Source organism: Croceivirga sp. ABH4_376 (assembly GCF_056160685.1).
In genome coordinates, this window is record NZ_JBSWXQ010000001.1 from 666,632 (window position 1) to 687,704 (window position 21,073).

The window sequence follows — 21,073 nt, forward strand, 5'->3', positions numbered from 1 at the left end:
TGAGCGGAGGATTTGTTGCAAAGTAAATTATAGGTAAGAATCTATTGCTCTTAAATTGTGTAAAGAGTTGTTGTTAGTGTGTAACTAGTATGTAATCAATAGATTACAACGAATCGTGTTTGTTGCTATTGGTACAAAAAGTAGCATAGGCAATAGATTACCACCGTTGATTTCTAAACTTTTGACTAATGGCGTATTCTATATTCGCTTTTAAATAGTCTTCTGGGTTGATATTAGGTAAGGGTAAAATAGATTCTAGTAACTGAGTATCCCAATTTTGGGGTTTTCCTGTTAGATATGGGGTTAGGTGAATGCCAATGGTTTCGTAATAGAATTTTTCCAAAGCGGTTTCAAACCCACCAACACCATCAATAATTTCTTGGGTGAGTTGGTAATTTTTAAAATTAACAGCATCTAAAATTTTTGATATTCCAGCGAAAATATTGGTGCCTGTAGGGTTAACAATATTGAGCTGTTCTACCGGTTGGTCTATTACTTTACAAATTACTTTGGCGGCATAATCGGTGGGGACAATATTTAGGTTACTATCATTACCAGCTTGTATACGCACGCTACCTTGGTCTACATTGTTTTGGAAGAATTTAGCAAACAAATAGAACACCATGTATTTAGAGATAAAAAAGCTGGGTTTCTCCAAAGCGTTACCACCTAGCACGCTAGGCCTTAAAATTTGAAGTCGAATACCGTTGGCGCCACATTGCCGGGCTACATATTTTTCTGCGGCATGTTTAGAAGCTTCGTAGTAGTTTCTATATTTCGTATTGGTTTTATTTAGATAATCATTACTAATAACCCCCTCTTGTTTACCTGCAGCAAAGGCGGTACTGATGTAAACAAACTTTTTTAAATATGGTTTAAAAGCAGTAAATAACTGTTTGGTAAAGCTTAGGTTCTCTTCAAAAATTTGGGCCTCGTCCTTTGGATTTACAGATAGGTTAACAAACCCGGCAGAATGCACCATATAATAACGCTGGCTCAAATCCAAAAAGTGTTCTGGTTGTAGTGCTTCACTAGCTTCTATTACCTTTAACTTATCCTGAATAGCTGTTAAGTTCTGTGCAACAAATTTTGGAGCCATTGGGCTAGTGAGCATATTTAATATTCTATCAGTGGCATTGGTAGACTTTTTGTTGCGTACCAATAGCCAAATACTATTTAGTTCATTAAATCTTTCTTCTAACAACCTAAATAGCAGTTGCGAGCCTAAAGTTCCTGTTGCTCCAGTTAAAATAATATGCATACTAAGCTATTGTTCTCTTAAAAAAACAAACCCCTGCTTTTGCAAGGGTTTATAAAATTTATACTAACAAAGGTAAAAATTAATACCTGTAATATTCTGGTTTAAAAGGACCTTCTACGGTAACGCCAATGTAAGCCGCTTGATCTTCTTTTAAAGTAGTTAACTCTGCACCCAATCTAGATAAGTGTAATTCTGCAACCTTTTCATCTAAATGTTTTGGTAACATATAAACCTCATTATTGTAGTTTTCGCTATTTTTCCAAAGCTCTATTTGTGCTAAAGTTTGGTTAGTAAAACTATTACTCATTACAAAACTTGGGTGTCCCGTGGCACATCCAAGGTTTACCAATCTACCTTCTGCTAATACAATAATGTCTTTACCGTTAACGGTGTATTTATCTACTTGTGGCTTAATTTCGTCCTTGGTGTTGCCAAAATTGTTATTTAACCAAGCCATGTCTATTTCATTGTCAAAATGGCCAATATTGCAAACAATAGCCTTGTCTTTCATGGCTTCAAAATGTTCCCCTCTTACAATGTCTTTATTACCAGTAGTAGTGATTACAATATCAGAATTGCCAACAACGGTTTCTAATTTTTTTACTTCGTAACCATCCATACAAGCTTGTAGCGCACAAATTGGGTCTATCTCTGTAACGGTAACAATAGCGCCTGCACCACGAAAAGAAGCAGCGGTACCCTTCCCTACATCGCCATAACCACAAACGGTTACGCGTTTACCGGCCAACATGGTATCTGTAGCTCTACGGATGGCATCTACAGCACTTTCTTTACAACCGTATTTGTTATCAAACTTAGATTTAGTTACAGAATCGTTTACATTTATAGCTGGCATAGGTAGCGTTCCGTTTTTTACACGCTCGTACAAACGGTGTACCCCTGTAGTGGTTTCTTCTGATAAGCCTTTAACACCAGCAGCTAATTCTGGGTATTTATCCAAAACCATATTGGTAAGATCGCCACCATCATCTAAAATCATATTTAAGGGCTGTCTATCCTCTCCAAAGAATAAGGTTTGCTCAATACACCAGTCAAATTCTTCTTCGCTCATTCCCTTCCAGGCATAAACCGGAATACCAGCAGCAGCAATAGCGGCGGCGGCATGGTCTTGGGTAGAAAATATGTTACAAGAACTCCAAGTAACATCTGCACCAAGGGCAACTAGGGTTTCAATTAGTACAGCGGTTTGTATGGTCATGTGCAAACAACCAGCAATACGTGCACCTTTTAAGGGTTGTTCTTCTTTATATTCTTCCCTTAAAGCCATTAAACCGGGCATCTCTGCTTCCGCTAATTCTATCTCTTTTCTACCCCAATCGGCAAGGGCAATATCCTTCACCTTAAAAGGAACGTAAGCAATTGTTTTTGTGCTCATACTATTTTTAATTTATTTTGATAGCAATTTTAGCCGCAAAGGTACAAATTACTTATCTTTTACAAGTGCCCGTTTATAAAACCATAACAGTATCCCCTACCACTAAAGTGTTGCTTTGGAAGGTAGAAGAACCCGAAGCAGTATTAGCCAAAGATGTACTGCTAACCCCACATTGCCAGAACCGCATGGATGGGATGAAATCTGAAAGTCACCGAAAGGCCTTTCTGAGTATTAGACATTTAATGGCTTTAGAAGGTTATACAGATAGTGATCTGTATTACGATGAAAATGGAAAGCCCCATTTAAAAGATGGTAAGCTTATTAGCATAACCCATTCTTATAATTTTACCGCAATAATACTAAGTACTTCGCATGAGGTAGGTATAGACATAGAAAAGCAACGCGATAAAATTTTAAAAATAGCGTATAAATTTACGCCTATTGAAGAGTACCACACGTTGGCCAATACTCAGGCTATTATTCGTAAGCTAACCATTGTATGGGGAGCCAAAGAATCGCTCTATAAAATATACGCCCAACCAGGTCTAAGTTTTTTAAAGCATATAGATGTACAAGATTTTGCTATGGAATCTGGAAAAACAACTGCACAAATAATTTATGGCGATAAAAAATCGGCTTACGAAATAGATTTTTTTGAGTTTGAAGGTTTTACCTGTGTTTATGCCCAAGCCAACCTTGGTAGTTGAAGCATTTAACTGTAGTTTTATAACCCTAAACCCAATAGATGAAAATTTCTGTAGAACTAACCCTAACTCCATTGCATGATGATTTTGAACCCATTATCATCAATTTTATAAAACAATTAAGGGCTTCTGGTTTAAAAATCATTGAAACTCCCTTAAGCACCCAAATTTATGGGGATTATGACAAGGTAATGACTTTATTAACAGACGAAATTAAGGAAGCAATGGAACTTATGGAACACGGGTTGCTATGGATGAAAATTGTTAAGTCAGATTTGAGCGATTATGAGCCAAATTTTTGATTTTTTCTTCTACGCCTATGAGGGTAGGCCGCTATCTCTTATCATCTTAGAAGCAACGGCTTTCTTTTTTGGAATAGCATCTGTGGTTTATGCCAAAAGAGAAAACATTTTGGTGTACCCAACCGGTCTAGTTGCCACCGCAATAACGGTTTATCTATTTTTTATAGACAGTTTGTATGGCGATATGATGATGAATTTCTACTACTCCGTAATGAGTATATATGGATGGTGGAACTGGTCTAGGACCAAAGAAAAACAGCAAGTTGTAGTTATTTCTAGAAGCAACAACAGAGAAAAAGGTATTGGTTTTATCTTCTTTTTACTAACTATGTTTATCACCTATGGTGTATATAGATTGTTTGGTAAAGAATTAGAATGGACAAATTATGTAGACATCTTTACCTCTGGTATTTTCTTTACCGCCATGTGGTATATGGCAACAAAAAAAATAGAGAATTGGACTTTATGGATAATTGGTGATTTTATTACCGTTCCGTTATATGCTTACAGGGGATGGGGTATGTTTGCATTACAATATTTAATTTTTACCGTTTTGGCCATTCAAGGATATAGACAATGGAAAAAAAGCTTGAGCAGCAACCAACAAATCTCCTAAAAATAGTTCTGTTTGGGCCAGAATCTACAGGAAAAACAACTTTGGCCAAGGATTTGGCTAAGCATTACAATACCAATTGGGTACCAGAATATGCTAGGGAATATTTACAAGCAAAGTGGGATACAGAGCAGAAAACTTGTGAGCCAGAAGACTTAATACCTATAGCTATTGGCCAAATGGCCTTGGAAAATAAAATTGCGGAACAAACCAAGGAAATCTTAATCTGTGATACGGATTTATTAGAGACAAAAGTATATTCTGAAGCTTATTATATTGGTAGTTGTGATCCTGTTCTAGAGACCTATGCCCTTAAGAATACGTATCACCTCTATTTACTTACCTACATAGATATTCCTTGGGAAAAAGACGATTTAAGGGATAAATCTGACCAAAGAGATAAAATGTTTGCCTATTTCCGTAATACCCTAATTAAATATGATAGGAATTTTGTTACTTTAAAGGGTACACGAAAAAATCGTTTAAAATCAGCCATTAACGCTATAGAAAATTTACAAAAAAGCATGATTCAATTTACAGACCAAGACCTAGAACAATTAAAACAAAAAGGCATATCCAAAGAAAAAGTATTGAATCAGGTAGATACGTTTAAAGCCGGGATTCCTTATGTTAATTTGGTTGCTGCAGCTGTTCTTAATAAAGGTATTAACAAGTATTCCGAAGAAGAAGAAAAGGATTTGATTGCCTTATTTCAATCCAAAAAGGAAACCTTACAACTATTAAAATTTGTACCAGCTTCTGGTGCTGCGTCTAGGATGTTCAAGGCTATGTTTAATTTTATAGAGGCATACGATCCAGAACAAAAAACTTTAGAGGCTTATATAGAAGACAAAGGAGATAAAGCGGTGCAGAAGTTTGTTTCTGAAATCAAAAATTTTCCATTTTATGAAAAGATAGTATCCAAAATTGGTGAAAAAGACTCAGAAGGCGGTATGGCACATGCATTTGTAACCTATATGCTGTCTGATGAGGGACTTAACTACGGTTTTTATCCAAAAGGATTGTTGCCATTTCACCAATACGAAGACGGGAGTGCCACTCCGTTTGAGGAACACTTGAAAGAAGCCGCGCTTTACGCTGCTTCTGGTAAAAAGGCCAATTTACATTTTACCATTTCGCCACAACATCAAGAGATGTTTGCAGAAGAAGAAGCTACTGCAAGCCCTAAGATTACCCAAAAAACCGGGGTAGCATTCAATATTGGATACTCTAATCAAAAACCCGCAACAGACACCTTAGCGGTTAATTTAGATAACACACCTTTTAGAAACCAAGATGGGTCTATTTTGTTTAGACCAGGTGGGCATGGAGCACTTATAGAAAACCTAAACGACGTTTCGGCAGACATAATTTTTATAAAGAATATAGACAATGTTGTTATTGCCAAAAATCTTAAGGCGGTTGCCAACAGTAAAAAAATGCTAGCAGGGGTATTGTTACAAGTACAAGAAAAAGCATTTGATTATGCGGCTAAGTTAGAGGCCTCAGGAATAAGTACTACTGAATTGAATGAGATTGCCAACTTTTTACAGCAAAAATTAAACGTTCGTTTTGATTCAGATTTTGAGCAGCTAACGGATACGGAGAAAATTGCGGAGTTAAAATCTAAAATTAACAGGCCAATACGGGTATGTGGCATGGTTAAAAACGAGGGTGAACCTGGTGGAGGTCCATTTTTTATCCAGGATGGGGATGGCAACATATCATTACAAATTATAGAATCTGCCCAGATAAATTCAGCAGATAGTTCTCAGATGGACATTCTTAAAAATAGCACACATTTTAATCCTGTAGATTTGGTGTGTGGTGTTATAAATTATAAGGGGGAAAAATACAATTTGCTAGATTTTGTAGACACCAAACAAGGTTTTATAACTGGAAAAACCAAAGAAGGGAAAGAGTTAAAAGCCCTTGAGTTGCCAGGACTGTGGAACGGGGCCATGGCCTATTGGAACACTATTTTTGTAGAGGTGCCTTTGGTAACATTTAATCCTGTTAAAACGGTAAATGATTTGCTTAAACCTACACATCAGGTATAAGCCAAGACAATTTTTAATAAAAAGGGCAACTTACAAAGTTGCCCTTTTTATTTGAATCCAAATTGCTTTTAACTCCAATAGCAATAGGGCTATTAATGGAATTACCTATTGTTTTATAAATACCATTATGTGTAGTATAGATTGTATAAAAATTACACATTATGTGTAAAGGTAAACAGCTGTTTATACAACTTTATTTTATAGCTTATTTTTTAATATTCTGAAAATAAGATAGTTGCTTTATTTTAGGTTGAAGGTTAGATTTTGGAATCATTTTTTCTCTATACCTAGAACAAAGTTTAACATTAAAACACAGACAACATGAAAAAGTTATTATTTGCCACAGCATTAGCAATTGGAAGTTTATCAGCAGTAAGTGCAGCTACAGCAACACTACATGATGGTATCATGAGCGAAGTTATCGCAGAAGATTTTAAAGAAATTGCAGTTGCAGATTTACCAGCAGCCGTTACAGATGCTCTAGAAGCAGATTTTGCAGGAGCAACCATAAATAAAGCATACGTAAACGAAAAAGAAGAGTATAAGCTTGAGGTGACCGCAGCAGACGGTACCATGGAAACTCTTTATGCCGATGCAGAAGGCAACTGGTTAGACATGTAATAAATTTAAGTTTGCGCTAGTTGAGTCTAGATAGAAAGGGCCACCCTTAATTGGGTGGTCCTTTTTTGTTTTTGCATATAATTTAAGATTTCTTTAAAAACTAAAGCATAGAATGCAAACGTATCTTTGTTAGGTAACCCTAACAGATTATGCCCAAAATTCTTGTTGTAGATGATGATGTAGCTTTTTGTAATATGCTTAAAGGCTACTTAGAGCGTCAAAAGTATACCGTTTTCAATGCTTTTGGGGTGCAACAAGCTTTGCAAATTATGGATGAGAACATTTTAGATGTTTTATTGACCGATTTAAGATTACCTAATGGTACGGGTATAGAGTTGTTAGATAAGATTATGGCAAATGGCCTAAAGACCCAAGTTATAGTAATGACTGGCTATGCTGAGGTAAGCAGTGCGGTAGCCGCTATGAAAAAAGGCGCGGCAGATTACATAGCCAAACCCTTTTCGCCAGATGCATTATTAGAAACGTTACAAAAACTCCAATCGGTAACGCCAAGTAAAGAGCCTGTCTCTGAAATAAAACCGGAACCGGATTTATCCAATAGGGTTATGGGTATTAGTGATGCGGCAGTACAATTAAACAATCATATAGCTCTAGTGGCACCAACCAACATGTCTGTTTTTATAAATGGGGCAAGTGGCACTGGTAAGGAGGTTACGGCAAAAGCTATTCATGACCTAAGCAAGCGCTGTACTGGTAGTTTTATTGCCGTAGACTGTGGCGCAATACCAAAGGAGTTAGCTGCAAGTGAATTTTTTGGTCACGTTAAAGGCAGTTTTACAGGTGCCGTAGAAGACAAGGTGGGTTGTTTTGAGGCTAGTTCTGGTGGCACCCTATTTTTGGATGAGGTAGGTAACTTGTCATATGAAAACCAAGTACAATTATTACGCGCTTTACAAGAACGCAGCATTAAAAAAGTTGGTAGTACCATAGAAACTTCGGTAGACATACGTTTGGTTTCTGCAACAAATGAGAATTTGGAACAAGCCGTGACCGATGGAAGATTCAGGGAGGACCTTTATCATCGTTTAAATGAATTTACCATTAACGTACCTTCTTTAAAAGAACGAAGTTTAGATTTGCCATTGTTTATTGATTATTTTTTGAACAAAGCCAATGCAGAATTAAACAAAGATGTTAAGGGTTTTTCTAATGATGCATTAAGTACTCTTGCAAAGTATTCTTGGCCAGGAAATTTTAGGGAGCTTCAAAATTTAATTAAGCGTTTGGTGTTATTATGTCAAGAAGAAGAAATTGATGTAGCGCTAATACCAGAAAAAATAAAAAATAAGGCCTATGCAAATATCGAATCAAACTTAGAAAACGCTGCGGCAAACTGGGTAGATAAAGAAATATTAGAAAAAAGACGCATTGAAAAGGCCCTGGAACAAACAAAATACAATAAATCTAAAGCAGCAAAGCTCCTGCAAATAACTCGTAAAACACTTTATAACAAAATGGCATATTACAAATTAGAGCTGTAAATAGTCTTTTATTTCGTTTAGTGTTTTTTGTAATTTATAGTTGAATTCGTTTTTATAATTTGTGTGCCCATTACTCTCAAGTTCTTCCAAAAAAGGTATTACTTCAGTTATTTGTAAGAGCCTAAACATTGGTAGCATTCTATGTGCTATCTCTTTAGTGTTATTACTATTTCCTTTCTCTAATGTCAAGGTTATGGTATTACTATTTTTTAAGGTCTCTTCGTAAAAAGTAAGCAGGTTTTCTTTCAATTTGTTGTTAACCTCGTTTGGGTCTAGAAATCCTATAAGGTTTATCGGATTAAACGTTTCAAATTCAGGTATCGTTTCTTGCCCAATGTTTGCTATAACTCTTTCAAAATTTAAGTAAGGTTTTAGCATTTGTACTAGCGCATCTTTCGAAAAAGGTTTGTGTAGCAGAGTAGTAAATCCCGCTTGGGTACATTCATCTTTTGTTAATTCCATATTGCCTGTCATGGCAATTATAGGTTGTTCTTTATAGTGTTTAAAGGTATTCTTGAATTTATCCAAAACTTCAAACCCTGAATAGCTGGGCATTTGCATATCAGTTAATACTAAATCGTATTCAAGATTTGCTTTATCTGGAACCTTTTCAAAGTCATTATAGGCTAAAAACCCTATTTGTAATTGTTTAAAAAAGGTGGTTATCAATTCCAAAAGATTTGGGTCATCGTCTATGACTATTACCGTTGCCTTTTTAATTGTTGGTAAAGTTGATTGGACTTTAAGCGTTTTAACCGTTTCCACAGGAATTTTAACGGTAAATGTGGTTCCTACGTTTTCTTTACTGGTAAAATAAATAGCACCATTAAGTAGCTCGGTTATTTTTTTAGCTATAGTTAAACCAAGGCCATAGCCTTGGCTTTTTGCCGTACTATCTGCTTGGGTAAACTCATTAAATATAGTATTCTGTAAGGTGTTTGGTATACCAATGCCCGTATCGGCTATGTTCACCACAATAAAATTATCTTCTAATCGTCCAGATATCTTAACATGGCCTTCTTTTGTAAATTTAAATGCATTAGAAATTAAGTTGTTCAATACCTGTCTAAACCTAAAAGGATCGGTCTTAAAAGTATTGTTTAATTCTGGGGCAAGGTCAATTATTAAGTCTATAGCGCTGTTGTTGGGCCTTAAACTTTGGGCGGCAGATGTTATAAGTTGTGCTGGTACAAATTGGGTAGGGGTTAGCTGTAACTTACCCGCTTCAAGTTTAGAAAAATCCAACAAATCGTTAGCTAGTTGGTTTACTTGGCTGGCTGCTAATTGTATATTGTTAATATATTTTTGGCTTTCAGTAGCGTTGTTGGCTTCAGGTAATAACTCTGCATAACCTTTAATCAATCCTAAAGGGCTGCGCATATCATGACTCACTGTTTTAATTAGCTGTTCCCTAGCTTGTAAAAGTTGTTTTGTATAGGTATTGGCTTGGTCCAACTGCGAGCTTAAGCGTTGTACTTTTCTAAAATCCCGACTTATGAAGTAGATAGATAACAAAATGATGATAATAGCAATAAAGCCTATCCATTTAATGTTATTAGTACTATTTTTAAGGGCAATGGATTGATCCATGTTGTCCTGTGTTGCTTGTAAAAGCACTTCTTGTTCTAAGGTAGCGGTTAAGTTGCTTAGTTTTTGGGAAATTTCCAGATCTACTCTTAATATCTGTAACTCTTTAGATGCAATTTGTCTGTTTTGGTTTTGCTGCTTAATCTTTGTTTGTAATAGTAAATTCTGAGTGGCGATTAACACACTATCAACCAACTTTCGCTCCTGTTCTGCTGTTTGCTCCCTTTTGGCATTTTTATTTAATATTTCTGCATAATCAACTACAGATTGTTGGGTTTTCTTTGGCAATTGGTCAAAATTGGGAACAAGTGCCCTTGGTGTAATGGTACCAACATTGGCCTCTACGGTTTTTATTTTTTGTAAAAGACTATCTATTGATTGCGTTGTATTGTTAACTTTTGCAAGTTTCCTTAACTGGTTATTGTTTAAAACTTTTTGTTTTAACAACCCACTTAAGCTATCTAAGATGGCGGTACGCTTTGAATTTTCCATTTGGTTTTTTAACCCTTCTATAGCCAATAGGATACTGTCTACTTTAACAGCATACTTTACAAATTGTGAGGTATTGTTGCTTTGTAAGGCTAGTTTGGACAAACTTTCTGCCTCGTAAATAGAGTTGGTAAGCTTATTGGTTAACAATAGCTGGCTTTCCTTTGGACTAATTTCTTCTTTTATAGGCAGTATATTATCTAGTTCTAGATAAAAAAACCAACCTGCCCAAAGTGTTAGTGCAGCTAACAACAAGTAGCTAAATACAATTTTAAATATAAAATTTTTCCTCTTTTTCAAAATAGCCGTAAAAGCCCAAATTTACTAAGGGGAAGACACCTTTGGCACCAATAAAAAGTTAATTGTTAACGCAAAAAATTAATTTTTTTTGCCGAAAAAGTGACCCATTTAAAAATGTGGTGTCTTAATAATAGAAAGCATAAGAGATGAAAGATTTATTACGATCACTATTTTTTGGATTAGCCTTCTTAACAGCAGTTACTGTTGCGGCTTATGAAATAAATGAAGAGGCTGCCAAAGAGAAGCAAATCGTGATTAAATCTAATAATAATGAAATTCATATTCCGTCTTAGTCGTAAGACCGGCGGATCATTGGTTGGTTGATTTGGTTGAAGGGCCGTAAGGTCTCACTTACGGTCCTTTCTTTTAAATTGAGCAACATATAAAAGCTTATTAAGATGATGCTATATTACACTAACCATGCGTTATCTAAGGTCAATGACAAACAGAGATAATTTTTCCATGTATCCCCCAAATCAATGGTTTGTTAGATTGATCATAAAAAGACTGCTTAAAAGCAGTCTTTTTTGTTTATTGTTTATTTCGGTTTTACATTTGCGGCTTATCTCTAAGGGGTGCTTCTATTTTTAGAGGCTGAGATTATACCCATTGAACCTGGGCGGGTAATGCCGCTAAGGGATGGCACTTAGGTGCTTCATGGAATTGCTATGTTTCCTTTGGAAACAAAAAAATCAAGTGTAACCAGAATAATAGCCCCTTTTATTCGTAATTATTTTTACGGATGAAACCGCTCTATTCAAGTATTTTTAAATCTCCTAATCGGGAAAAAGTTGGAGGTTTATTGTCAAAACAATCAAACAAAACTGCTGTTTTGACCAGTTTTTCCATTCTAGCTTTCGCTGCAATACAAGTATCCACTGCACAGGCCCAAAACCAAGAACAAGACACCTTACAAGGTAAGGAAGTAGTTTTGGACGAAGTTTTGGTCAAGGCGGTAAGGGTTACAAAAGAATCGCCCGTTACATTTTCTAACTTGGATAAGGAAGAAATTGCACCGCGTAATTTAGGGCAAGATATTCCCGTTCTTATGAATTATTTGCCGTCTGTGGTAACAACAACAGATGCTGGTGCCGGTGTAGGTTATACAGGTATACGTGTTAGAGGTAGCGATGCTACCCGGGTTAACGTAACCATAAACGGTATTCCTTACAATGATTCGGAATCTCAAGGTACCTTTTGGGTAAACATGCCAGACTTTGCCTCATCTACCCAAAGTTTGCAATTACAAAGAGGGGTAGGTACCTCTACTAACGGAGCTGCTGCATTTGGGGCCAGTTTAAACTTGTTAACAGATGCTATTTCAGAAGAAGCCTATGCTCAAGTAGGAGCAAGTGTTGGTAGTTTTAATACTTTACGTAATAACATAAAGTTTAGTACGGGCTTGTTAAGCGATCATTTTGAAATTTCTGGGCGTTTATCTAAGATTACATCAGACGGATATATTGACAGGGCTTCTTCAAAATTGGAATCTTACTTTTTACAGGGTGCTTATAAAGATGATAATACTCTAGTAAAAGCGCTTTTATTTGGTGGGCACGAGGTAACTTACCAATCTTGGTACGGATTTGAACCTGAGTATGTAGGGGCTTTGGGAGCAAACCCCGATATAAAAGAGAATCCAACGTTTAATGTTGCGGGTGTTTATTTTGATGAAGCGGGAAACATCCAGTTTTACGATAAGGAGGAAGATAATTACAAACAAGATCATTTTCAATTGCACTGGAACGAAGCATGGAGTGCAAATTGGAGCACCAATTTAGCTTTTCATTTTACACACGGCCGGGGCTATTTTGAGCAATTTAGAGAAGACGATGATTTTGAAACCTATAGTTTTGAACCCATTACTGTTAACGGAGAAGAGGTTAATACCACAGACCTGATAAGAAGAAGATGGCTAAACAATGATTTCTATGGTGCCATTTTTTCTGCCAATTACGTAGACGATGCTATCGATTTTATTATTGGAGGAGGTTGGAACGCCTACGATGGTGACCATTATGGAGAAATAATTTGGGCCAGATATGCTACGGATAGCCAGATAAGGGATCGCTACTATTTTGACCAATCTAGAAAAACAGATTTCAACATCTACACAAAAGCAAATTATAAGCTTAACCAAAATTGGAGCTTGTTTGGTGATTTACAATACCGTTCTGTAGGGTATACCGCTAATGGGGAAGAAACTGGTCTAGTAGACGATACTTTCCATTTTTTTAACCCTAAAGCAGGAATCACTTTTGATTTAAATAGAAACAACAACTTCTACCTGTCTTATGCAAGAGCCAACAGGGAGCCAAATAGGAACGATTACGAAAATGGAAATCCAAAGCCAGAAAAGCTTAATGATTTTGAGCTGGGATGGCGATATGTTTCTAATGCATTGCAGTTGAATACCAACGTCTACTATATGCGATACAAAGACCAATTGGTCTTAACCGGTGAATTGAATGATGTTGGTGCGCCAATTAGAGCAAATGTTGGGGATAGTTATAGGCTAGGGCTAGAGGTAGATGCCAATATAAAACTAGGAAACAAATGGTCTTTGCAACCAAATATCGCACTAAGTACCAATAGAAATATAGATTTTCGTTTTCAGAGAGATGGTGTATTAGAAAACCTTGGCGATACAAAAATTGCTTTTTCTCCAGGAGTAGTTGCCGGTAACAGATTGGCCTTTACCCCTAATGAAAGGTTAATGGTAGCAGTTTTGTCTAAATACGTTGGGGAGCAGTACATGGGTAATATAGATGCGCCAAAAAGTAAATTGGATGCTTATTCCCAAACAGACTTTAATATTCAATATGCTATACCAACCAAAGGTTTTGTAAAAAGTATTGTTTTGTCTGGCTTAGTGAACAACATATTTGATCAGCACATAGTTTCTAACGGGTATTTTTATACGTATGATGATACGTGGAGTAGTGATACTACAATTACTACTATAGAGGGAGCTGGCTTTTATCCGCAAGCAGGTATAAATTTCTTGTTGGGCGCATTGGTTAATTTTTAACTTTGCACCCCAACACCCCGAGCAGAAGAAACAGTTATACTATTTGGTGTAGTCCCCCAATTGTTTTTTACGTGCAACGGGTGTTTCTTTTTATACCTTAGTACCTTCTAAAAGCTATAAAAATGGGGCGCACTACTTTTTTTACACACACTCCGGTAAGATGGGGTATACTAGGTTGTGGTAATGTAACCGAGGTAAAAAGTGGTCCGCCCTATTCTATAACGCCTGGTTTTGAGCTAAACATGGTAATGCGAAGAGACAAGGCTAAACTTATAGATTATGCCACAAGGCATACAATACCCAATTACACCACAGATGCATTAGAGTTAATTCATTCTAATTTGGTAGATGCGGTTTATATAGCTACGCCCCCAGATACACATAAAAAATATGCTTTATTGGTGGCAGAGGCCGGTAAACCCTGTTGTATAGAAAAACCAATGGCTCCCAGTTATGCGGAAAGTTTGTCTATTTACCAAGCATTTAAAGAAAAACAACTACCGCTTTATGTAGCTTATTACCGCCGTTCTTTGCCAAGATTTTTAAAAATTAAAGAATGGCTAGATGCTGGTCTTATTGGAACTATTAGGCAAATAACCTGGCACAAATCTAGAACACCAAGCCCAACCGATATTTCAAAAACTCCCAATTGGCGAACAGAGGCTAACGTAGCGCCAGGGGGTTATTTTGATGATTTGGCAAGTCATGGGTTGGATTTATTTGCTTTTTTGTTGGGAGAAATTGCGGTTGCTAACGGGATAACCAACAACCAGCAAGGTTTATATTCTTCTAAAGACGCTATTGTGGGTAGTTGGATGCATAAAAACGGTGTTATGGGTTCTGGTGTTTGGAATTTTGGGCTAAATACTGCTCAAGATGAGGTTGTTATTTATGGTTCAGAAGGTGAAATACGATTTGCCGTACTAGACGAGGCCCCAATAGCTATAAGCACTGAAAAAATAAAAGAAAGTTTAGTAATACCTCACCCCAAACATGTACAAGAGTTTCATGTTTTGAATATGAAAAAAGACCTTTTTGGAATTCAAAATCATCCATCAACTGGTGAAACTGCGTTGCATACCAGTTGGGTAATGGATGCAATTCTTGGTAATCTTTAATTGGATATAAAAACAGAACTCCCACTTTGGGAGGTTCTATAGTTTAATAAGCCATAGTACCTATTCCCATCTTCAGGGGTATTGGTTAAAAAACCATTAAAAAGACTATATTCCAGGTCATCACAGGGGCAAACAACATTTTGCCCGTTAGCAACCAAGGTAGAACACTCGTTTGGTGTATGGTTAGGACAACTAGCTTCAAACGCCAAAAAACTATCTGGGGAAACTTTCATGACAAAGGCACCTCTAATACCCACACCATTATTGCCAACATAAACCGGGTTGCCAATGGTATTTAAATTGGTATAAAGGGGTAGGTTCAAGTTTAATTCAAACCTAAAATTAGTTTCCAATAGATATGGATTTCTGTTGGTGGCATCTTTAGAACAGGCAAAAAGTAAAACCAAGCAAATCAGGCAACAATAACGTTTCATCCCACAAATTTGCCGTAAAAGTGGTTAAAAATTCCGTATATTTGCGTTAATCCTCTCTAAAAAACCAAGGTTATTTTGGTTCTGGTAGAGGATTTTTCAATTATAGGAACTACATATACGCTGGGAAAATATTGATTTTCTTCAGCGTGATATTGTTTTAATTAAAATATTTATGTCTAAAATATCATATTATACTCCAGAAGGTTTAAAAAAACTGAAGGAAGAATTAGACCAATTAAGGGATGTGGAACGCCCTAAAGCATCACAAGCTATTGCAGAAGCAAGAGATAAAGGGGATTTATCTGAAAATGCAGAGTATGATGCCGCAAAAGAAGCACAAGGACTTTTGGAAATGAAGATAGCCAAGCTAGAGGAAACTGTTGCTAACGCTAGAATTATAGACGAAAGTCAACTAGATACCTCTAAGGTTTTGGTATTGTCTACCGTTAAATTAAAAAATCAAGCCAACGGTATGGAAATGAAATATACCTTGGTTGCAGAAAGCGAGGCTAATTTAAAAACGGGTAAAATATCTGTTACCTCTCCAATTGGAAAAGGACTTCTTGGTAAGTCTGTTGGGGATGTGGCTGAGATTAAGGTGCCAAATGGAACGTTAAAATTCGAAATTCTTGAAATCACCAGAGCGTAAATAGAATTGGAATAGTATATTTAAACCCGTCTAAACGACGGGTTTTTTTATTTTTTAGTTATGGCAAGTATATTCACTAAAATAGTAAATGGCGAAATTCCAAGTTACAAAGTAGCAGAAACGGAAGATTTCTATGCTTTTTTGGATATTAACCCAAATGCCGTAGGGCATACCCTTTGTATTCCTAAAAAGGAAGTAGATAAAATTTGGGATCTAGAGGAAACCCTGTATACCGGATTAATGATGTTTTCTAGGAAAGTTGCCTTAGCAATTGAAACGGTTGTTCCTTGTAAAAGGGTGGGTATGTCTGTTATAGGCTTAGAGGTGCCACATGTACATGTACATCTAATACCTTTAAATAAAATGGCAGATGCTACTTTTCAATCTAAAGAGACCTTAAAAAAAGAAACTTTTGAAGCTTTGGCGCAAAAAATTGCTAATGCTTACTTGGCAAGTAGCAAATAAACACTGCCTGCAACCAATACCACTAAGAGTAAAATTATAACCAATGCTAGAGAGGTAAGCCTAATTGCTGGCTTGTCTGGTTCTACTAATTTATTGTAGTAGTCAAAAACACGCTCAATATCTGCTGTCCAGTTTACCGGATAAATAATATTATAACAGGTTTTGCATTTAATCTCATGGGTTACCGTTGGTGTGGTTCTATGAAAAAAAGGGTTGTAGGTATGTTTTTGATAAAAAGAAAGCTTTAATTCTTGGTTAAAACACTCTGGACAATTGTTCACCAGTTCTGCCTCTTTAATAGTAATGTTTTTTTCTGTAGCCATAATTAAGTAGTCTTCAAAAGTATTTGCATTACCGTGCCCCCTTTATTAGAAGTAAGTACTTTAATTTTTCCTTTGTGGTACTCTTCTATAATTCTTTTTACCAAGGATAATCCCAAGCCCCAACCTCTTTTTTTAGTAGTAACACCAGGATTAAAAATATTAGTATGCTCGCTTTTAGGTATGCCATGACCCGTATCACAAATTAAAATAGAAACATAGTTTCCTTTAAGTTCTATTTGCAAGGCAATACTGCCTTTACCTTTCATGGCATCTATACCGTTTTTAACCAGGTTTTCTATACTCCAGTTGTATAGTGGCACATTTAAAGGTACCAATAAATGATCTAAATCGGTCTTAAAACTAAAATCGATGAGTTTAGAGCTCCTCTTTTTAAGATAGTCATATGCTTTTTGGGTCTCCGCTACAATATCTTGCGGTTTTAATTCCGGTGTGGACCCAATTTTGGAAAAACGTTCTGTTATGGTTTGTAAGCGGTCTATGTCTTTTTCTATTTCTAAAGTAATATCCGGATTAATAGCTTCGGTTTTCAAAAGTTCGTTCCAACCCAATAAAGAAGTTAAAGGCGTGCCTATTTGGTGTGCTGTTTCTTTGGCCATTCCTGCCCATAGCTTGTTCTGTTCAGATGCCTTATTGGTTCTAAAAAAGAAGAAAATAACCGCCCCAAACAGGAAAATAATCAATAACAAAGCTAGTGGATAGTACTTAAGCTTGTTCAACACTTCAGAATTTCCGTAGTACAATGTTTCTAAAAGTTCACCACCCTGAATAATTTCTATGGGTTGGTTTTCGTTTTTAAATTCTCTTATTTTTTCTTGTAAGTAGGCGGTGTCGTTCTGTTTTTCTTCTGGTATATTCAATGATTTTATAGAACCTTCTTCATTGACCAATATCATGGGGGTAGAGGTGTTGTTGCCCAATACCTTTAAGGTTAAATTACCCAATTCTTGGTCTACTGGAGATTGTATGAGTTCTAGTTGGGCAGTAGCCCAAATTTCCATTTTAAGGCGTTCTTCTTCTTTAAACTTTTTAAAAAAACTGTTGGTGTTCCATAGAATTAAACTAACCAAAACAAAAGCTGCTGTAAGCAAAATTATATTGGGAGCTTTTTGTCTGGTAGAAAAATACATACTGGAGTTTAAAATATTTTCTAAGATAATTTAATTAAAACGAATTGTTGAAAACATACCATGGCGTACTTTAATTATACCTTACAATTTACCTATTTTTGAAGCCATTAAAATTCAAGTTCATGGAAGTTCAGGGTAGAATAAAAATGATAGACGAGACTAAAACCTACGGAAACAATGGTTTTAGAAAAAGAGAATTGGTAGTTACAACAGAAGAACAATATCCGCAACATATTTTAGTTGAGTTTGTGCAAGATAAATGCGATTTGCTAAACAGTTATAAGGTTGGGCAAATGGTTAAGGTGAGCATTAACCTAAGAGGTAGGGAATGGGTAAACCCACAAGGAGAAACCAAGTATTTTAATTCCATACAAGGATGGCGTATAGAAAACTTGGAACAAGCACAGCCAGAGGGTGGTATGCCACCAGTACCTCCAATGGAAGCTTTTGAACCAGCAGATGACATAAGCGACGAAGATCATGATGATCTTCCGTTCTAAATAGAAAGCAACATGTTTAAAAGCCACTACATTGTAGTGGCTTTTTGTTTTTAAACAAATTGGAATATTAATTCTGAAAAATATAATTTAAGGTATGCAAACTAACGAAGAACAGCAGCCTATTTATTATTTAGATGATCAATTGTGGTTTCCGTCTGTAGACCATGCCAATGATGAAGGGTTATTGGCCGTAGGTGGCGATTTGTCTCCAGAACGGTTGCTGCTGGCCTATAAGAATGGAATTTTTCCATGGTTTAATGAGGATGCGTTGATTCTTTGGTGGTCTCCAGACCCAAGAATGGTTTTGTTTCCTAAAGAGATTAAAGTGTCTAAAAGTATGCGTAAGGTTTTGCGGAATTCTTCATTTGCACTAACCAAGAACAGGGCATTTGAGCAAGTTATAGACAATTGTGCCCAACTAGAAAGAAAGGGGCAAGAGGGCACTTGGATTACCCCAAAAATGAAAGCAGCCTATTTAGACCTGCACCAAAAGGGTTTTGCCGTTTCCTATGAAGTTTGGTTGGATAGGGAATTGGTAGGTGGTCTCTACGGTATAGACTTAGGCAACGTTTTTTGCGGAGAAAGTATGTTTAGTTTGGTGTCTAACGCATCTAAGTATGCGTTTATACATTTGGCCAAAGAACTAGAAGATAAAGGTTATAAACTCATAGATTGCCAAGTGTACACAGAACATCTAGCTAGTTTGGGGGCAAAAGAGATAGACAGAACAGTCTTTATGAGCTATTTAAAGGGATAAATTTAGCGTAGAAAGGAACATAAGTATGTGCGCTTTGCGATCTGTAAAATCTTCTAATCTATATTCTGTTCCAACCTGAAATTTAACGGAATTGCTAAGTAGCCAACCCAATTGTAGGGTAGCTCGTTGGTCATATTCTGGATTTATGTGTTTGCCAATACTTAGTAAACTTTCTAGATTTCCAATTAAATACCCTTCGCCAATATCAACACGTTCCCCATTTAATGGAAAATCTAAGGAAAACCGATACCTAAAACGATGAATGGTATTTGATTTTGTTATACGTTGTTCCGTTCTAAACCGCTGGCCAAAACGTACAATAAAGGGTTTTTGGGTAAAGTTATATTGCTGGGTTAATCGAAGTTCATTTTCTCCTGAATCTATAAAAGACCTAAAACGATATTGTATACCAAAGGCAACACTCTGATTGTCCATTAGTTTTAAATTGGAAAAATGTACCAAATCTAGTTGCTTGGCTTTAAGGGTTGATGCTTCATCTTTAAACCAAAAATTTCTACTATTAATGGCAAAGTTGTGGGAATAAAAAGGGGTTACCTTGTAGTTTAGCGCAACGGTGGGTTGTATATAACCTGTAAAGTCTTGACCATAGCCTAAATCTACTAGTAGGCAAAGACCGATCAAAAGAAAAAACCTAATACCGGACATGATCATACTTCTGCGGTTCACTTTCTCTTTTTGAAAGTAATTTACCAGTGGCGTTAAACAATAATTCCATTTCTTTAAAACCCTTTGGTGTTCTATAGGCAATGATGATTTCAAAGTTGTTGGTATCCAAAATTAGATTTTGAAAAGCTTGCTTTAAAGTGTTTTTGGCATTACCGTTTAAAATATACTGTTGTTGTATTTTTTTAATTCGGTACCGATCATAATTTGTATCCAGAAAATTAGAAATAGTTTCCCAGGTTTCGTTGGGCATATCGTAGGGAGCTATAATAAACTCTACATCTTCCAAACTCCCATTTTTGCTAAATTCTACACTATAGAAAATTCTTTTCAATTTAAATTTACTTTCAAAAGAAACTTTTTGGCCATCTTTTTCTTGGTAAAACCGAATGCGCTTGGCGTTTTCTAAATAAGGCTTTAGCAATTTTAGAGCCGTTGGCGGAAATGCTTCCTTAGGTATGCGATGCTCCCATTCTTGTTTTTGCTGCCCATAGGTATTACAAACCATTCCAATAAAAAGCAATATCAAATACTTATACCTGTTCATGTCTAAAACAACTAGTTAAATGATCGTTTACCAACCCGGTAGCTTGCATAAAAGCGTAAACCACTGTGCTGCCCACAAATTTGAATCCACGTTTTTTTAAGTCCTTGCTTATTTTGTCAGAAAGAGGTGTTGTAGCAGGAACTTGAGAGTTATCTTCAAAATTATTTTTTAGTGGTTTGTGGTCCAAGAAAGACCAAATATAATTGCTAAAACTACCAAATTCTTCTTGTACTTGCATAAAAGCAATAGCATTGCTTTTTGCAGCATTTACTTTTAGTTTATTCCTTATTATGCCAGGGTTGGTTAATAGTTGGTTTATTTTATCTGTATCGTACTGGGCAATTTTTTTATAGTCAAAAGCATCAAAGGCGGACCTAAAATTTTCTCGCTTTCTTAAAATGGTAATCCAGCTTAACCCCGCTTGGAAAGTCTCTAGAATCAGAAATTCAAAAAAAATGGAATCGTCCTTTACTGGTTTGCCCCATTCTTGGTCATGATAAGCAATGTATAAATCATCATTTTTACACCAATCACATCTGGTTCTTTCCATTTCTAGTTTTAAGGGGTAAGTTAGGTATAATT

Annotated in this window: 22 protein-coding genes; 13 read left to right on the plus strand and 9 right to left on the minus strand. The window is 36.2% G+C overall.

The window, feature by feature from the left end; genetic code table 11:
* Nucleotides 1-157: 157 nt before the first annotated feature.
* Both ACXAGS_RS02930 and ahcY read right to left on the minus strand, forming a co-directional pair.
* Nucleotides 158-1,261 (minus strand): SDR family oxidoreductase, encoded by a 1,104-nt coding sequence (locus tag ACXAGS_RS02930; RefSeq protein ID WP_474904373.1) that lies wholly within the window; start codon nucleotides 1,259-1,261, stop codon nucleotides 158-160.
* Nucleotides 1,262-1,340: 79 nt separating this feature from the next.
* Complete coding sequence (gene ahcY / locus ACXAGS_RS02935; RefSeq protein ID WP_474904375.1) at nucleotides 1,341-2,657, minus strand: adenosylhomocysteinase; 1,317 nt, start codon at nucleotides 2,655-2,657, stop codon at nucleotides 1,341-1,343.
* Nucleotides 2,658-2,722: 65 nt separating this feature from the next.
* Here ahcY and ACXAGS_RS02940 point away from each other — a divergent pair, with 65 nt between their 5' ends.
* The 6 genes from ACXAGS_RS02940 to ACXAGS_RS02965 all read left to right on the plus strand — a co-directional run bounded on the left by ACXAGS_RS02940 (nucleotide 2,723) and on the right by ACXAGS_RS02965 (nucleotide 8,459).
* Nucleotides 2,723-3,364, plus strand: coding sequence for a 4'-phosphopantetheinyl transferase family protein (locus tag ACXAGS_RS02940; RefSeq protein WP_474904798.1), 642 nt, complete (start codon nucleotides 2,723-2,725; stop codon nucleotides 3,362-3,364).
* Nucleotides 3,365-3,402: 38 nt separating this feature from the next.
* Nucleotides 3,403-3,663, plus strand: a complete 261-nt coding sequence (locus tag ACXAGS_RS02945) for a hypothetical protein (RefSeq protein WP_474904376.1) — start codon at nucleotides 3,403-3,405, stop codon at nucleotides 3,661-3,663.
* Complete coding sequence (pnuC, locus tag ACXAGS_RS02950) at nucleotides 3,647-4,279, plus strand: nicotinamide riboside transporter PnuC (RefSeq protein ID WP_474904377.1); 633 nt, start codon at nucleotides 3,647-3,649, stop codon at nucleotides 4,277-4,279. Before ACXAGS_RS02945 ends, pnuC begins: the two co-directional genes overlap by 17 nt.
* Nucleotides 4,240-6,336: a DUF4301 family protein gene (locus tag ACXAGS_RS02955; protein ID WP_474904379.1), complete on the plus strand. Its 2,097-nt coding sequence runs from the start codon at nucleotides 4,240-4,242 to the stop codon at nucleotides 6,334-6,336. Before pnuC ends, ACXAGS_RS02955 begins: the two co-directional genes overlap by 40 nt.
* Nucleotides 6,337-6,657: 321 nt before the next feature.
* Nucleotides 6,658-6,957: a hypothetical protein gene (locus tag ACXAGS_RS02960; RefSeq protein WP_474904381.1), complete on the plus strand. Its 300-nt coding sequence runs from the start codon at nucleotides 6,658-6,660 to the stop codon at nucleotides 6,955-6,957.
* Nucleotides 6,958-7,106: 149 nt separating this feature from the next.
* Entirely contained in the window at nucleotides 7,107-8,459 is a 1,353-nt protein-coding gene (locus tag ACXAGS_RS02965; protein ID WP_474904383.1) for a sigma-54-dependent transcriptional regulator, read from the plus strand.
* Here ACXAGS_RS02965 and ACXAGS_RS02970 read toward each other — a convergent pair.
* A complete protein-coding gene (locus ACXAGS_RS02970; protein WP_474904385.1) occupies nucleotides 8,448-10,835 on the minus strand; it encodes an ATP-binding protein in 2,388 nt (795 codons plus the stop codon). The two genes, ACXAGS_RS02965 and ACXAGS_RS02970, sit on opposite strands and share 12 nt — an antisense overlap.
* Nucleotides 10,836-10,981: 146 nt before the next feature.
* Between ACXAGS_RS02970 and ACXAGS_RS02975 the strand changes: the two genes are divergently transcribed.
* From ACXAGS_RS02975 to ACXAGS_RS02985, 3 genes are all read left to right on the plus strand, one after another.
* A complete protein-coding gene (locus tag ACXAGS_RS02975) occupies nucleotides 10,982-11,128 on the plus strand; it encodes a hypothetical protein (protein ID WP_474904387.1) in 147 nt (48 codons plus the stop codon).
* Nucleotides 11,129-11,577: 449 nt separating this feature from the next.
* Nucleotides 11,578-13,866 (plus strand): TonB-dependent receptor, encoded by a 2,289-nt coding sequence (locus tag ACXAGS_RS02980; protein WP_474904388.1) that lies wholly within the window; start codon nucleotides 11,578-11,580, stop codon nucleotides 13,864-13,866.
* A 122-nt stretch (nucleotides 13,867-13,988) separates the two neighbouring features.
* Nucleotides 13,989-14,984, plus strand: coding sequence for a Gfo/Idh/MocA family protein (locus ACXAGS_RS02985; RefSeq protein ID WP_474904390.1), 996 nt, complete (start codon nucleotides 13,989-13,991; stop codon nucleotides 14,982-14,984).
* Here ACXAGS_RS02985 and ACXAGS_RS02990 read toward each other — a convergent pair.
* Nucleotides 14,981-15,418, minus strand: a complete 438-nt coding sequence (locus ACXAGS_RS02990; RefSeq protein ID WP_474904392.1) for a hypothetical protein — start codon at nucleotides 15,416-15,418, stop codon at nucleotides 14,981-14,983. The two genes, ACXAGS_RS02985 and ACXAGS_RS02990, sit on opposite strands and share 4 nt — an antisense overlap.
* A gap of 172 nt (nucleotides 15,419-15,590) precedes the next feature.
* Here ACXAGS_RS02990 and greA point away from each other — a divergent pair, with 172 nt between their 5' ends.
* A complete protein-coding gene (gene greA, locus ACXAGS_RS02995) occupies nucleotides 15,591-16,067 on the plus strand; it encodes a transcription elongation factor GreA (RefSeq protein WP_474904393.1) in 477 nt (158 codons plus the stop codon).
* Between the two features lie 60 nt (nucleotides 16,068-16,127).
* Nucleotides 16,128-16,532 (plus strand): HIT family protein, encoded by a 405-nt coding sequence (locus ACXAGS_RS03000; RefSeq protein WP_474904394.1) that lies wholly within the window; start codon nucleotides 16,128-16,130, stop codon nucleotides 16,530-16,532.
* Here ACXAGS_RS03000 and ACXAGS_RS03005 read toward each other — a convergent pair.
* Nucleotides 16,511-16,855 (minus strand): hypothetical protein, encoded by a 345-nt coding sequence (locus ACXAGS_RS03005; protein WP_474904396.1) that lies wholly within the window; start codon nucleotides 16,853-16,855, stop codon nucleotides 16,511-16,513. The two genes, ACXAGS_RS03000 and ACXAGS_RS03005, sit on opposite strands and share 22 nt — an antisense overlap.
* 2 nt (nucleotides 16,856-16,857) lie before the next feature.
* Nucleotides 16,858-18,003: a sensor histidine kinase gene (locus tag ACXAGS_RS03010; RefSeq protein WP_474904397.1), complete on the minus strand. Its 1,146-nt coding sequence runs from the start codon at nucleotides 18,001-18,003 to the stop codon at nucleotides 16,858-16,860.
* A 122-nt stretch (nucleotides 18,004-18,125) separates the two neighbouring features.
* Between ACXAGS_RS03010 and ACXAGS_RS03015 the strand changes: the two genes are divergently transcribed.
* Entirely contained in the window at nucleotides 18,126-18,503 is a 378-nt protein-coding gene (locus ACXAGS_RS03015; RefSeq protein ID WP_080317980.1) for a DUF3127 domain-containing protein, read from the plus strand.
* A 94-nt stretch (nucleotides 18,504-18,597) separates the two neighbouring features.
* On the plus strand, nucleotides 18,598-19,260 hold the full coding sequence (aat, locus tag ACXAGS_RS03020) for a leucyl/phenylalanyl-tRNA--protein transferase (protein ID WP_474904398.1): 663 nt from the start codon (nucleotides 18,598-18,600) through the stop codon (nucleotides 19,258-19,260).
* Here aat and ACXAGS_RS03025 read toward each other — a convergent pair.
* Genes ACXAGS_RS03025 through ACXAGS_RS03035 form a run of 3 tightly spaced genes read right to left on the minus strand, consistent with a single transcriptional unit; the run spans nucleotide 19,249 to nucleotide 21,041 of the window.
* The gene (locus ACXAGS_RS03025; RefSeq protein ID WP_474904399.1) at nucleotides 19,249-19,947 is read right to left on the minus strand and encodes a DUF2490 domain-containing protein; all 699 of its coding nucleotides are present in this window, start codon (nucleotides 19,945-19,947) and stop codon (nucleotides 19,249-19,251) included. The two genes, aat and ACXAGS_RS03025, sit on opposite strands and share 12 nt — an antisense overlap.
* Complete coding sequence (locus tag ACXAGS_RS03030; RefSeq protein WP_474904400.1) at nucleotides 19,913-20,491, minus strand: hypothetical protein; 579 nt, start codon at nucleotides 20,489-20,491, stop codon at nucleotides 19,913-19,915. Before ACXAGS_RS03030 ends, ACXAGS_RS03025 begins: the two co-directional genes overlap by 35 nt.
* Complete coding sequence (locus tag ACXAGS_RS03035; protein ID WP_474904402.1) at nucleotides 20,478-21,041, minus strand: DNA-3-methyladenine glycosylase I; 564 nt, start codon at nucleotides 21,039-21,041, stop codon at nucleotides 20,478-20,480. The genes ACXAGS_RS03030 and ACXAGS_RS03035 overlap by 14 nt, the downstream gene beginning before the upstream one ends.
* Between the last annotated feature and the right edge of the window lie 32 nt (nucleotides 21,042-21,073).